10 protein-coding genes and 3 pseudogenes are annotated in these 14384 nt (G+C 38.5%); 12 read left to right on the forward strand and 1 reads right to left on the reverse strand.

From position 1 onward, the window contains the following. Positions 1 to 193 precede the first annotated feature (193 nt). From L950_RS10630 to L950_RS10645, 4 genes and pseudogenes are all read left to right on the forward strand, one after another. A pseudogene (locus L950_RS10630) lies at positions 194 to 756 on the forward strand (helix-turn-helix domain-containing protein). 85 nt (positions 757 to 841) lie between these two features. Then, positions 842 to 3253, forward strand: a pseudogene (locus L950_RS10635) (heavy metal translocating P-type ATPase). 285 nt (positions 3254 to 3538) lie between these two features. Next, complete coding sequence (locus tag L950_RS28580; RefSeq protein ID WP_156169656.1) at positions 3539 to 3676, forward strand: hypothetical protein; 138 nt, start codon at positions 3539 to 3541, stop codon at positions 3674 to 3676. 221 nt (positions 3677 to 3897) lie between these two features. After that, positions 3898 to 4143, forward strand: coding sequence for a heavy-metal-associated domain-containing protein (locus L950_RS10645; RefSeq protein ID WP_021191687.1), 246 nt, complete (start codon positions 3898 to 3900; stop codon positions 4141 to 4143). A gap of 148 nt (positions 4144 to 4291) precedes the next feature. Here the strand turns inward: L950_RS10645 and L950_RS10650 are convergent, their stop codons facing one another. After that, a complete protein-coding gene (locus L950_RS10650) occupies positions 4292 to 4558 on the reverse strand; it encodes a hypothetical protein (protein WP_021191688.1) in 267 nt (88 codons plus the stop codon). Positions 4559 to 4782: 224 nt separating this feature from the next. Here L950_RS10650 and L950_RS10655 point away from each other — a divergent pair, with 224 nt between their 5' ends. The 8 genes and pseudogenes from L950_RS10655 (at position 4783) to L950_RS10685 (ending at position 14348) form a co-directional block, all read left to right on the forward strand. Next, positions 4783 to 5367, forward strand: coding sequence for a helix-turn-helix domain-containing protein (locus L950_RS10655; RefSeq protein ID WP_021191689.1), 585 nt, complete (start codon positions 4783 to 4785; stop codon positions 5365 to 5367). 265 nt (positions 5368 to 5632) lie between these two features. Further along, entirely contained in the window at positions 5633 to 6703 is a 1071-nt protein-coding gene (locus tag L950_RS10660; protein ID WP_031289277.1) for an efflux RND transporter periplasmic adaptor subunit, read from the forward strand. Positions 6704 to 6724: 21 nt separating this feature from the next. Beyond that, positions 6725 to 8287: an efflux RND transporter permease subunit gene (locus tag L950_RS35285; RefSeq protein WP_262507046.1), complete on the forward strand. Its 1563-nt coding sequence runs from the start codon at positions 6725 to 6727 to the stop codon at positions 8285 to 8287. 8 nt (positions 8288 to 8295) lie between these two features. After that, positions 8296 to 9824: pseudogene (locus L950_RS35290) on the forward strand (efflux RND transporter permease subunit). Positions 9825 to 10036: 212 nt separating this feature from the next. After that, entirely contained in the window at positions 10037 to 11386 is a 1350-nt protein-coding gene (locus tag L950_RS10670) for a TolC family protein (RefSeq protein ID WP_021191691.1), read from the forward strand. A 25-nt stretch (positions 11387 to 11411) separates the two neighbouring features. Beyond that, positions 11412 to 12839, forward strand: a complete 1428-nt coding sequence (locus L950_RS10675) for an MFS transporter (protein ID WP_021191692.1) — start codon at positions 11412 to 11414, stop codon at positions 12837 to 12839. Positions 12840 to 12852: 13 nt separating this feature from the next. After that, positions 12853 to 13923: a flavin reductase family protein gene (locus L950_RS10680; RefSeq protein WP_021191693.1), complete on the forward strand. Its 1071-nt coding sequence runs from the start codon at positions 12853 to 12855 to the stop codon at positions 13921 to 13923. Between the two features lie 197 nt (positions 13924 to 14120). Further along, positions 14121 to 14348, forward strand: a complete 228-nt coding sequence (locus L950_RS10685) for a heavy-metal-associated domain-containing protein (protein WP_021191694.1) — start codon at positions 14121 to 14123, stop codon at positions 14346 to 14348. Positions 14349 to 14384 lie beyond the last annotated feature (36 nt).

Raw genomic sequence — 14384 nt, forward strand, 5'->3', positions numbered from 1 at the left:
CAAAGAGGAAGTTTAACGAACAATGCATATGTCGATTAGGGGTCGCAGTATGATACCCATTAATCCTTTATAAACAACAAGCATATGCAATTAGGAATAGCGCCAAATTTTTAAAAAATTGATGACCTATAAATATTAATTGTACATTTACCTGTTCGATTTCATACATTATTTTAGCATATAAAGAAAAGATATGGCAACACTATATATAAAAAACATGGTATGCGACCGCTGTATCATGGTGGTACAGAGTGAATTAAAAAAACTTGACATTCAAACAGAAAATGTGACCCTTGGAAAAGTGGCTTTGAAGCAAGAATTATCGGACGATCAAATTAAAATGCTGAATGAAAATCTATTAGCAAGAGGATTTGAAGTCATTGACGATAAAAAAGTCAAATCATTGAGGGTATCAAAAACGTTATTATTGAGTTGGTACATTACCAAGACAGTGAAACAAAAAATAACCTATCCGATATTTTGAGCAATAAGTTACAACATGATTATAATTATCTTTCAAACCTATTCTCAGAAGTTGAAAGCACGACGATCGAAAAATACTTTATTGCCCAAAAGATTGAAAAAGTCAAAGAACTGTTAGGATACGACGAATTGTCTTTAAGCGAAATTGCTGACAGCCTTAACTATTCCAGTGTTGCATACTTAAGCAACCAGTTCAAAAAAGTAACAGGGCTTACACCAAGTCAGTTCAAGCAGATCAAAGAAGACAAAAGAACACCGTTGGACGAGGTGTAAATCTTACAACTCTTTTCCATTAAAGTGCAATACCCAAAACCTTAATTGTTCTCAACTTTGTATCATAAAATAAAAGATACAAAATATGGCAACGAATAATAGGCAACCAATATTCCTTCCTTTAGAAGATGTAGACAGCGAACATTGTGCTTTGATTGTAGATAAAGGATTAGCACAGGTTAAAGGTATTGAAAGCCACAAAGTAGAGCTAAACAATCGCCGTGCAACGATAACGGTCAATGATACCGATACCGTGACGGCGGCTGTTAAAGCCATCCAGGATTTAGGTTATGGCGTTACTACTGTAAAACAATCCTTTCCTGTCCTTAATATGACCTGTGCGTCTTGTGCCATCAGTGCAGAAAGCGGTGTTAAATATGCTGACGGCGTCGTCAATGCAGCTGTCAATTTTGCTACAGCAAGATTGTCCGTAGAGTATCTTCCCAATATGACCAACCATTAGCGCTCCAAAAAGCAGTTCAGTCCATCGGATTTGATTTACTCATTGAAGACGAAGCCAAAGAACAGGAGACGTTAGAGGCAATACATGAAAAGAAATTCCGTACACTAAAAAATAAAACCATTTGGGCGATCCTACTTTCACTTCCTGTAGTGACTATCGGTATGTTTTTTATGGATATGCCCTATGGCAATGAAATCATGTGGTTTTTTGCCACACCAGTTGTCCTATGGTTAGGTAAAGATTTTTATATCAATGCATGGAAACAAGCAAAACACCGTTCGGCCAATATGGACACCCTAGTAGCCTTAAGCACAGGTATAGCCTATATATTCAGTGTATTCAATATGATTGCACCCGATTTCTGGCATGCAAGAGGATTACACGCACACGTTTACTTTGAAGCTGCTGCCGTGGTTATCGCATTTATTCTCTTAGGAAAACTACTTGAAGAAAAAGCGAAAGGAAACACCTCATCGGCTATAAAAAACTGATGGGATTACAACCTAAAACAGTGATGGTAATACAATCTGACGGTACTGAGAAACAAACAGCAATAGAAGATGTAAATGCAGGCGATGTTATATTAGTAAAACCGGGAGAAAAAATTGCTGTAGACGGTATAGTAAAATCAGGTAATTCGTATGTGGATGAAAGCATGCTAAGTGGAGAACCTGTTCCTGTGTTGAAAATCGAAAATGAGAAAGTATTTGCAGGAACCATCAATCAGAAGGGAAGTTTCCAATTTACCGCGGTCAAAGTTGGTAAGGAAACAATGCTTGCTCAAATCATCAGAATGGTTCAGGATGCACAAGGAAGCAAAGCTCCTGTACAAAAACTTGTCGATAAAATCGCAGGTATCTTCGTTCCCGTAGTTATTGGCATTGCGCTTATCACTTTTGTGTTATGGATTGTATTAGGTGGAGAAAGCGGTTTAGTACAGGGTCTTCTGGCTGCAGTAACAGTATTAGTGATTGCATGTCCATGTGCTTTGGGATTAGCTACACCTACCGCAATTATGGTCGGTGTTGGTAAGGGAGCAGAAAATGGAATTTTGATTAAAGATGCTGAAAGTCTTGAATTAGCAAAAAAGTAAATGCGATTGTTTTAGATAAAACTGGAACCATCACTGAAGGAAAACCACAGGTTACCGGTATCAAATGGTTAAATGAGGATGAAACAGTAAAGCAGATTTTATTCAGTTTAGAAAAACAGTCTGAACACCCTTTAGCTGAAGCAGTCGTTAAACATATGGCAGGTACAGCTCCCGTTTCACTAAGCACATTTGAAAGTATAACAGGCAAAGGTGCAAAAGCAGGTTACAATAATGAAAATTATTGGGCAGGTAATAGAAAATTACTCCTGGAAAACAATATCAGTATTACAGATGAACTGCAGCTGCAAGCTGATAAATGGAGTGAACAATCAAAAACAGTTATCTGGTTTGCAGACAGTCATCAAGCATTGGCCGTACTCGCAATCTCAGACAAGATAAAAGAAACATCTATTGAGGCCATTAAGCAATTGCAACGGATGGGCATCGAATTGTATATGCTTACAGGTGATAATGAAGCTACCGCAAAAGCCATTGCGCAGCAGACGGGCATAGCGAACTACAAGGCCGAAGTACTACCGCAACATAAAGCTGATTTTGTAAAAAAACTACAACAAGAAGGTAAAACAGTAGCAATGGTAGGCGATGGTATTAATGACAGTACCGCACTAGCTACGGCAGATGTCAGTATTGCCATGGGTAAGGGAAGTGATATAGCAATGGATGTCGCCAAAATGACTATTATTTCATCCGACTTGTCAAAAATCTCACAGGCTATACGTCTTTCGAAACAGACTGTAGCAACAATTAAGCAAAACCTGTTCTGGGCATTTATCTATAATCTTATCGGCATTCCCATTGCTGCAGGAATTCTTTTTCCGATCAATGGTTTCTTGCTCAATCCCATGTTTGCTGGAGCAGCAATGGCCCTAAGCAGTGTAAGTGTGGTAAGCAATAGCTTGCGGTTAAAATGGAAAAAATAACCCAATAAGAGCTAGAAGATGATAAACTATTAATCGTAACAATATGAAAATAAACAAATTTATAATAGCGATACTGACCTTGGCAATTGCATTTTTATCAGCTTGTGCCAGCGATAACACAAGCGCAAAAAAGGACATGATCATCAAGATGGAGATACTCCCAATCATACGGAAGTTGCTCAGAATAATGGGGCAACAAAAAGAGTAAACAAGTACGAAAATGAACTCGGTCACGCACTTGATAAAAATGGTAATTTTATTACAGGTTGTCCATCACATAAGGAGATGATCGGTATAGAAGGAGACCAATGTCCGAAATGCGGCTATATGACCATGCTTCCTATTACATGGTCTTTGGAAGGGATCGATACGATAAGAGTAACGAATCTTCCCGACTACACACCTATTGCAAAAAAACAGTAACTATAATTTCGACTTTAAATAAAAAGCACAATATTTAAATCGGCGGTTCCATCATTAAGGGCCGCCTTTTCTATTGAACCACCTTCATCAATTACAGAGAACAGTCTCGACTTCGACACAATACACCATTCCATCAGTAAATATCGCAAATCAAATAGGAAAAAGTGTAATATAGGATTCAATAACTATCCGGTAATTTGCTATATCAAAATTAGTTAAAAATGAAAAAAATAGAATTGAGTATACCAGACATGCAGAGTGCTCATTGCCAAACAAGAGTGAACAGTGCTGTGCAAGGTATCGCAGGCATTACAATCGAAAAAATTGAAAGTGGCAAGTTGTTCATCAACTATGAAGATGACAATGAAAAAAAGGAGGTAATTGAAACGATTGAAAAAGCGGGTTATAAAGTCGCTGATAACATCACACAAGACTCAAGTTGCGCAACAGGTTGTTGTGGCAATTAAAAGATTTTAAATCTCAGGGATACCTTAAAACACAATAAAGTATCCCTGAAATTATGTTTAGATTATAGCTGATTAATAATAACACCCTGTTTACACCTACTTTATTGAACACTTTTTCCCGACAGATACTACTTATCGGATATTTCATTTAGAAATTCTCTTTTAATACATCTTTCAGTTTACGATATTGCAAACTTAAATCAGCATACATCGTTTTCAACCTATAATTTTCGTCATGTAGATCTATAAACTCTTTCAAGATATCTGTCCCTAAGTCCTTAGATTTTTTCTTCAGTTCAAAAATATTTGTCCCTGATACACCATATTTAGCAAACAGCTCCGTACCACTTTTTCCTGATTCATAATCTTTAAGCACATTTAAAATTTGATCTTCCGTATTTTGTCTATTTTTCATTTTTTTCACGTTTTTACTTCATACAAAAATCTGTATGATTGATCGTAAATTATTGCTGCTTTTACTTGTTTAGTTTGTAATTTTTTATGCTAATAAATTTGTCGATTATTTTCATGATTCTTAAAATTTCATAAAATAAACAAGAAATAACGTAATATTTTATTACTGATAAAAACGCAATTTTGATCACATAACACAATCAATATTAAACATTTATTTTATCCATGAAACTATTAATCAAAGGAATGGTGTGCGATAGGTGCATATACATTCTGTCAGAAGAATTACCAAAGCTTGGCTTGGAGATTTCCGACATACGCTTAGGTGAAGTAATTCTAAAAGTAAGGGATAAAATCCTTGAAGAGCAAGTTATCAAAACCATGTTGCAGAAGTATGGTTTTGATTTACTATATAACAAAGATCAGAGACTCATCTCGCAGATTAAAAGCGCTGTAGAAAAAGGCATTCAAAAACAATTAGACACTGGCGAACGCATTAAATTCTCAACACTTATCCGCGACGAATTACGTAAAGATTATGATTCATTAAGTGCACTATTCTCATCTTCAGAAGGATGGACACTTGAAAAATTCATTATCTCAAGGAAGATAGAGAAAGTAAAAGAACTGTTATTTTATACACAACTCTCCTTATCTGAAATTGCCTATAGTCTAGGGTACAGTAGTCCTGCACACCTGTCAAACCAGTTGAAGAAATACACAGGTTTTACATCTTCCCATTATAAAAGAATGAAACGCAATAAACTAGCAATTATAGAAGAGCAATCAAAAAATAAAAACCAAGTTTAGAAAACTGCTAAAGAAAATTAGCGGTAATAGACCGCATTAATTAATTCAAATATTTATTCGAACTCCTGTTTATATATATGAACAGGAGTTCCTATTTTTTGGCAAGATGTTAAGCGATTCTACTCACGCCATTCAGCAAAAAACGATATAAAACATCAAAATAAATATCATAACTCTTATCTGTAATTCTGTAAAAGTGCGGTCGCATTTGTATCTAATTTTGGCAATGAAATTTAATCGATTGTTAAAAATAAAACATCAAAACATGTTATACAAATACACAATACAAAGATTAGGAATTTTAATTCCCATACTAAGCATCTTACTTATTTCTTGTGAAAATAAACAAGAAAAAACGTCAGAAAAAGCACCAACACCATCCGCAGATGCCAGTAAATTACCCGTAGATATCATCATCGCACAGGAAGAGCAACTCGATCAAAAAGAAGCCGTCGTCGGCACCATGGTGCCTTATCGAGAAGTTTCCATAGTTGGCGAGCTCCCTCAGAAGATTACTCAGGTATCTTTTAAAGACGGTAGTTATATCAGTCAAGGAACCGTACTTTACAAACTCAATGATGCCGATATCAGATCCCGTTTAAAACAAGTAGGTGCCGAATTGAATCTCGCTAAACTGAATAAAGAAAGACTTGGCAATCTATTAAAAACCGAAACCGTAAAACCGCAAGAATATGATGAGGCCGTTATGCGATTCGAATCTTTAAATGCACAAGAACAGCTGCTTCGAGTAGATTTAGAAAAGACCATAATCCGGGCGCCATTCTCCGGGAAAATTGGTATTTCAAAAGTACATCTCGGAGCCTATGTATCTCCCGGAGAGACACTCGTGACCTTACAGGATCAAAGCGCTATTAAGATCAACTTCTCTGTCCCAGAAAAATACTTACCATTAATAAAGACAGGAAGCAAAATTAAGTTTACATCCGAATTATCCGATACCGAATATTTCGCTACAATAGCAGCTACAGAACCAGGTCTTGAAGCACAAAGCAGAAGCTTACAGGTACAAGCAATAACAAATAATGCCGACGGACAATTCCGGGCAGGTCTATCGGCTAAAGTGTACTTCCAAGTAAATAATCAAGGTGCAAAAGGAATAACAGTTCCAACTGAGGCTTTAGCACCAGGTGAAAAAGGCTATGCTGTTTTTGTGATCAAAAATGGGGTTGCAAAACCGATGGCAGTCACCGTAAGTAACAGAACAGAAAAGGACGCAATCATAACGTCTGGTATCATGCCAAACGACAGCATCATTGTTTCCAATATGCTGCGCTTAGGAGACGGTACTCCCGTAAAAGCTGTCCTGTCAAATTAATTAATTTCAAATCTTAGCTTCATGAGTATATCAGATTTAAGTATAAAAAAACCCGTCTTGGCCGGGGTATTTTCTCTCCTTATCGTCATATTAGGAATAATAGGATGGAAACAACTAGGTATCCGCGAATTCCCGTTAACAGAACCACCCGTCATTACGGTCATTACCTTCTATCCTGGTGCAAGTCCAGATGTAATTGCATCTAAACTGACCAGACCGATGGAAGAATCCATTGCCGAATCAAGTGGCATACGGACCATATCATCCGAATCGCGAGAACAGGTAAGTGTTATTTCAATCGAATTTAATCGGGAAATTGACATTGAGGATGCGCTGAACGATGTTAGAGACAAAGTTTCCAAATCTCGCAAACAGCTCCCGAGCGATGTCGATCCACCAATCGTACAAAAGGCATCATCACCAGACAATCTGGTGGCATTCCTGGAAGTGGAAAGCGACACCAAAAATATAAAAGAAGTAAGTCACCTTGCTTCTACGACTATCAAAGATAGAATGCAGTCTATCCCTGGTATTAATAATGTAGCCATCGTAGGCGAGCATAAGTATGCTATGCGATTGCGCTTTGAACCAGCAAAACTTGCGGCATATCAACTTACTCCTGCCGATATAAGACAAGCATTACTCCGCGAGAATATTGACTTGCCGGCAGGTCGAATCGAAGGAAACAACAGTGAGCTTAGCATCCGGACGATGGGACGCCTAACTTCTGTAAAAGATTTTGAAGAAATGCTCATTAAGCAAGTTGACAATACCATCATAAGATTAAAAGATATTGGATCAGCCGAATTAGGAGAAGAGAATGAACGTACTGCCATCATCAACGAAACAGGAAATCTGAACCGTATCGGTGTCGGTGTTGCTATTCAGATACAACGTGGAGCAAATGCCATAGAAGTCGTCGATGAGTTTTACAGAAGGTTAGATCAATTAAGAAAAGAAGTTCCTTCAGAATATCGTTTGATCGTAGGGTTCGACTATACGCGCTCCGTACGCGAATCCATTAAAGAGGTCGAAGAAACCTTATTCATAGCATTCGGACTCGTGGTTTTGATTATCTTTCTATTCCTGAGAGACTGGAGATCTACTATTATTCCCGTTCTTGCCATTCCGGTATCCATTCTTTCCGGATTTTTCATTATGTATATTGCCGGTTTCACGATCAATATCTTGACACTTCTTGGATTGGTGCTTGCCATTGGACTGGTCGTAGATGATGCGATTGTCGTGTTAGAAAATATTTATAAAAAAATTGAAGAGGGTATGTCCCCTATTCAGGCGGCATTTAAAGGTACAAGAGAGATTTATTTTGCGGTTATTTCCACGACAATTACGTTAGCAGCCGTATTTTTACCCATTATTTTTATGGGTGGAATCAGTGGACAACTTTTCAAAGAATTTGCCATTGTCGTATCAGGATCAGTATTGGTCTCAGCATTTGTAGCGCTTACACTGACCCCTATGCTAAGTGCATACTTTTTGAAGAAAAAAGAAAAACCGAGTTGGTTCTATCGTGTCACCGAACCCTTTTTCGTTAGTCTAAACAATGGCTACGCTATTTACTGATTGCATTTATGCGCGTTCGATGGTTAGCTTGGGTCTTCTTAGCGGGCACTACCCTGCTTATTTATGCTATAGGTAAGCAACTTCCTTCAGAACTAGCACCTGTAGAAGATCGTTCCAACATGAACCTCATCGCTATAGCTCCTGAAGGTGTCTCTTTTGATTATATGAAAAAGCATATGACCGAAGTTGGAAAGTATGTAAATGACTCGACCGACGGATTGTACCAAACCTACTCCATGGTCGCTATTTCATTCATTCCGGCCCCAGCACCGGTCAACGTAGCCGTGCAGAGTATCTATCTTAAAGATCCAAAGGAAAGAAAATCCAGCATTCAGGATCTATATAACCAATATGGAGCAGCTGCGGGTAAATTTAGAGGCTTTCTGCTCTTCCCTTATTTACCTCCAACAATCGGAACCCGTTATGGTGGTGGTATGCCTATTCAATATGTTCTTCAGGCTCCGAACTTAGATAGTCTGACTACCGTGCTTCCAAAATTCCTGCTGCTGCACGCCAAAGTAAAAAACTGCTATTCATTGACGCTGATCTTAAGATCAACAAACCTGAGGTGAAAGTAAATATCGATCGTGCAAAAGCTTCTATGATGGGCGTATCCATCGAAGAAATAGCCCATACCTTACAACTCTCGTTCTCAGGACAGCGGTACGGATATTTCTTACGTAACGACCGTCAGTACGAAGTGATCGGACAATTAGACCGCCAGTACAGAAATGATAAAAGCGATCTGAATACAATTTATGTCCGTTCAACTTCAGGACAGATGATTCCACTTAATAACCTGATAACAATGGAAGAAGCCGTTAGTCCGGCGGCCATTTATCGCTATGATCAGTATACATCAGCAACTGTATCTGCGGCAACAGCGCCAGGAGTAAGTCTCGCAGAAGGTATACAGGAAATCGAAAAAATAAAAAAAGAAGTACTGGGCGAAACATTCAAAAGTTCACTTGCCGGTCAGTCCAGAGATTATACCGAAAGTCAAGGCAATATCACCTTTACGCTCATCCTGGCACTCGTACTTATTTATATGATTCTGGCAGCACAATTTGGAAGCATGCGCGATCCACTTACCATTATGCTTACCGTACCCATGGCAATTGCTGGAGCAGTGCTTAGTCTTTACTGGTATGAGCAGAGTTTAAATGTATTTAGCCAGATCGGGATTATCACATTAGTAGGACTGATTACTAAGAACGGAATTCTGATCGTTGAATTTGCCAACCACCTCAAGGAAACAGGCCTTTCGAAATACGATGCTGCGATTCAAGCTGCAGAGCAGCGTTTTAGACCGATCCTTATGACATCTCTTGCCATGATATTTGGTGCATTACCCATTGCACTGACAGCCAATAGCCGCCAGTCATTAGGAATCGTGATTGCCGGAGGACTTGTCTTTTCAGGTATCCTCACCCTATTTATCATTCCGGCAGTTTACTCGTATTTATCAAGTAAGAAAACTCCAAAAGCTGTTGTTGAGGAACCAACTGAAGAGCGCGCTATCGAAATACAACATTAAGTTAAACTGAAACAGATCATGAGCATACCCACACAAAAAAAACGATGAAGCGATCGAAAAATCTTGAATAGGGTTACAAATAAATCTAAAAGGGAAAAAATATGCTCATGATGGTTTCATTTCCTCCGCAATAAGCAGCGATTTGCTTAGCAAAAAATAAAGGAAAAGCATGTATACCGTAACAAGTGAACATCACCACAAATTATAATTCAATGAAAACAAATATCCTATATATCGTTACCCTACTGCTACTCATTGGTAGCAGTAAACCATTGCATGCCCAGAAAAAAATGCTGGCACTCAAAGATGCTTTGGAAATGGCAAAACAGGGAAATAAAGCAATACAGGTGCAAATACTGGAAGAAATCCATGCACGAGAAATAACCAATGAAGTCAAAGGTGGATTACTTCCGAGTATCTCGGCTAATGCTGCATACTCACGCTATTTTGACAGACAGGTTATCTTCCTCCCGGGTTCATTTGCAGGTACTGATAAAGCAGTACAAGATGTGGCTGTCGGTGGTAAAAATGTCTATCATGTTTTTGCTACCCTCAACCAGCCCATTCTTGCACCTGGTACGCATCATCTGACAAAAGCTTCAAAGATTAATGAATCGATTCAAAATGAAAAAACAGCTGACCTCAAAAGCCAGATTGCCCTTTTGGTCTCTACACGTTATCTTGATATGTTGATGATGAACAGTCAGCTTGATCTACTAGAACAAAGTCTTCAGAGAAATAAAAAAGCACTGCAAGATTCCCGTTCATTATTAGCCCAAGGCAGAGGTTTAAAATCAGATACATTAAGAAGCTTCGTTGCTGTCGCAAATTTGGAATCATCCGTTTCTTACTTAAAAAATAATGTAACGGTAGCAGGCATTGAACTCAAAAGACTGATCGGACTAGAAGATCCTGCAGAAATTGAGCTATCTGACAATCTAGAACTGAACATCGAAACAAGTCAGCATGAGTTTCATCAAGTTGATGCCGCATTGGCTATTGCCGAAAAAAACAGAAAAGATCTCAATATTCAAGAACTTACCATAGAACTGCAACAGAAAAATATGAAGGTGATCCAAGCTGAGCTATTGCCACAGCTTTCTCTAATCGGTCAGTATCAGCTGCAGGCACAAGCGGATAATTTTAAGTTTGGTCAATATGCATTACCCAGAACATCCTTCTTAGGGCTCCAGCTTACAGTATCTGTTTTCAATGGCAACCGTACCAAGTCCAAAATCAACCAGTCCAAAATCAAAATGAGACAGGAAGAAATACGATTAAGCGATTTAAAAGATGAAGTTAAAACCGAGCTGGCAACGTTGATCAGTCAGTGGAAGGAAGCAGTTAACCAATTAAACATCCAAGAAAAAACGGTGCAGTCTGCCACATTAAACCATCAGATGGTAGATGACCGTTTCAAAAACAGTCTGGGGTCAAGACTTGAGTTGACAGATGCTGAACTGGCATTGACACAAGCAAAGATCAACAACCTCAATGCGATATATAAGATACAGGTTCTACATGTAAAATTAAAACATGCTGTTGGGCAGCTAAGCCTATAATTACTTACCATTAATTAAATAAAAAATGAATAAAAATAAAACAGGTACCATAAATCCAACTGCTCCGTACAGTAAACGCTGGGCAGCACTATTTTTACTATGTACCGCACAATTTATTGTGATCATGGACACTTCTATTATTGGCGTGGCATTACCGGCAATAAAAGCCGATCTTGGCTACTCACAAAGTGGCTTACAATGGATTTTTAATGCCTATGTAATTCTATTTGGAGGTTTCTTATTGGTAGGAGGACGTTTATCCGATCTCTTTGGCGCACGTAAGATTTTCATGTGGGGGTTTGCCATTCTCTCAGGAGCGTCACTTTTAGCGGGTGTGGCCTGGTCAGAGGCCGCCCTCAATACCGGAAGAGCTTTACAGGGCTTAGGCTCTGCACTTATAGCCCCTGCAGCACTTACCTTAGTACTGTCCAAATTTACCGATCCCAAAGAACTCAATAAAGCATTAGGTTTCTGGGGGGCTTCTGCTGCTGCAGGTGGTTCAGCCGGTGTATTCCTTGGTGGAGCCATAACCGAATGGCTCTCGTGGCATTGGTTATTCTTAATTAATATTCCAGTAGGACTTGCTGTATTATTTTTCAGTCAAAAACTACTGTTCAAAGGAACTACCCGTAAAGGAAAAGTAGATATCGTCGGTGCAATTTTAGCAACGGTAGCCCTTATTGTGATGGTATATGCTATTATATCTGCAGAAAATGCCGGTTGGATATCAGTCCAAACCATTGGATTACTGGGCTTATCATTGTTGCTGTTCATTATTTTCATTATCATACAGAAACAGAAAAGTGAGCCTTTAATTCCTCTTGCTATTTTTAAAGTCCCTAATCTTTTATCAGGAAACGTGGTGATGGCATTATTAGCGGCAGCATGGATACCCTTATGGTTTTTTCTCAATCTTTACTTGCAGCAAACCCTGCATTACACAGCTTTCAATAGTGGACTTGCTCTTTTACCGATGACAATTGCGATCATGTTTCTGATGGTTGGTCTTACAGGTAAATTAGTCGCTCGATTTGGCTTCAAAGCAAATATGGTAGCAGGTCTGCTTGCCCTAGCAGGTTCACTCCTTCTTTTTAGCACAATCCCTCCTGATGGTACATTTATAATCAATGTATTGCCAGCATCTTTATTAGGCGCTTTAGGTATGTCACTAACGTATATACCTGACACTATCGCTTCGATGTCAGGTGCCAAACCTGAGGAAACCGGCCTTGCTTCCGGTCTGGTAAATACCAGCTATCAAATCGGTTCAGCTCTAGGACTGGCTATAATAGTTGCCATTTCCGCGGCAAAAACCAATGCTATAAAAGCAACAGGAGTCACAGAAGCTACCGCTTTGAACACAGGTTTTCAAACCGGTTTTTTTGCAGCTTCCATCATATGTCTCATTGCAGCAGTCATGGCTGTAATTTTCATTAAGACACTTAAAAAGTAAACGTTAAAACCATATGAAAAAATATAAATGGACCACGCATCAGGTTATACAGGAGACTAAAGATGCTGTAACCATATTTTTCAGTACTGACCAGGATACGATTGAATATCAGCCTGGTCAGTATCTTAATATTTCCTGTATTGTTAACGGAGAACCCCTACAGAGATCCTATTCCTTTAGCTCCGCACCTGCCGATAAATTTCCGTCCATTACAGTTAAACGAGTTGCTGGTGGAAAAATGAGCAATTATCTAGTGGACAATGCAAAAAATATTAGCGAGTGGGATATCGATGCACCTATAGGCAACTTTATCTTGAAGAAACATATTATCCCTGATTCAGAACTTGTTTTTCTTGCAGGTGGAAGTGGAATATCACCCTTGTTCTCTATGCTAAAAAGTCTTATTAAAACAGCTTGTCCCCCTCTGTTGCTATATTCTACCAGCAGCCCGGAGGATACCATATTCAAATTCCAACTGGAAGAAATGGAAAAGAACAAGCAGTTGCGTATTTTTCATTCATTTACGCGTCTTAATAAAGAGATTAAAGGCATTAACAGTATCTCCGGTCGATTTTCTCAACCGATCATTAAAAGCTTGATCGGACAGTATATAAAGCAAAAAAATAAAGCTCATTACTTCATATGTGGTCCAATAGAACTGATGCAGTTGTATCGTGAGACACTGCGCGCTTTACAGATACCCGAATCAAATATCCATACCGAATATTTTGATCCGGTCATAACCGATAAGATCATCGTTATCGAGAACGAAGAGCACAGAGAAATACTGGTCAGCTACTTTGAGACTCATTACAGAGACAATGAAGAACAGACCTACGAGTGTACTTCTCTCATTGATGTACAACCAGGACAATCCCTTTTAGAAGCCATTAGTGCCCATGCCATTCAGGTGCCCAGTTCATGTAAAAAAGGCACCTGCGGTTCTTGCTGGGCAATCCAAGAAAATGGCCAGATCAAAATGGTAAACAATTATGCCCTCTCGGATGAAGAAGTCACTGAAGGTAAAATTCTACTTTGCCAGAGCTATCCTTTAGATCAGTCTGTTTCCATTGTCTTCGCATAATAGTATGATGCCGTCTAAACACTATCCGGGATACTATTGAGAGCAAGATTACACATGACACGATAATAAAAATAGCATAATCAATAGCATGACTATAATCAGTAAATATTACAAATCAAATAGCAAATAACGTAAAGTGCCACCGTATTTTTTTACTGAAATTTGTACTATAAACAAACGCTAAAAAATAAAATAAAATGGAAAGCAATAATCAAAATTTTCAATTCAAGACCAATATTAACTGCAGTGGCTGTGTAACCAAAGTAACTCCTTTTCTAACTGATAAAACGGGTATTAACCATTGGGAAGTAGACGTTGCTAGTAGAGATAAAGTACTTACAGTTAAGACAGATGGGATATCGGAACAGGAAGTTATCGAGATCGTAGAGAAATCAGGTTTTAAAATCGAACCTTTAAAATCTTAAAAAAGAATTAAACAGATTCTTTAAACACTAAGAATT

Source organism: Sphingobacterium sp. IITKGP-BTPF85 (assembly GCF_001006065.1).
In the GTDB taxonomy this organism is placed as follows: domain Bacteria; phylum Bacteroidota; class Bacteroidia; order Sphingobacteriales; family Sphingobacteriaceae; genus Sphingobacterium; species Sphingobacterium anhuiense.

Coding starts and splice junctions, on each gene's coding strand:
- L950_RS28580 (WP_156169656.1), top strand. CDS start 3,539: ATGATCGGTATAGAAGGAGACCAATGTCCGAAATGCGGCTATATGACC.
- L950_RS10645 (WP_021191687.1), top strand. CDS start 3,898: ATGAAAAAAATAGAATTGAGTATACCAGACATGCAGAGTGCTCATTGC.
- L950_RS10650 (WP_021191688.1), bottom strand. CDS start 4,558: ATGAAAAATAGACAAAATACGGAAGATCAAATTTTAAATGTGCTTAAA.
- L950_RS10655 (WP_021191689.1), top strand. CDS start 4,783: ATGAAACTATTAATCAAAGGAATGGTGTGCGATAGGTGCATATACATT.
- L950_RS10660 (WP_031289277.1), top strand. CDS start 5,633: ATGTTATACAAATACACAATACAAAGATTAGGAATTTTAATTCCCATA.
- L950_RS35285 (WP_262507046.1), top strand. CDS start 6,725: ATGAGTATATCAGATTTAAGTATAAAAAAACCCGTCTTGGCCGGGGTA.
- L950_RS10670 (WP_021191691.1), top strand. CDS start 10,037: ATGAAAACAAATATCCTATATATCGTTACCCTACTGCTACTCATTGGT.
- L950_RS10675 (WP_021191692.1), top strand. CDS start 11,412: ATGAATAAAAATAAAACAGGTACCATAAATCCAACTGCTCCGTACAGT.
- L950_RS10680 (WP_021191693.1), top strand. CDS start 12,853: ATGAAAAAATATAAATGGACCACGCATCAGGTTATACAGGAGACTAAA.
- L950_RS10685 (WP_021191694.1), top strand. CDS start 14,121: ATGGAAAGCAATAATCAAAATTTTCAATTCAAGACCAATATTAACTGC.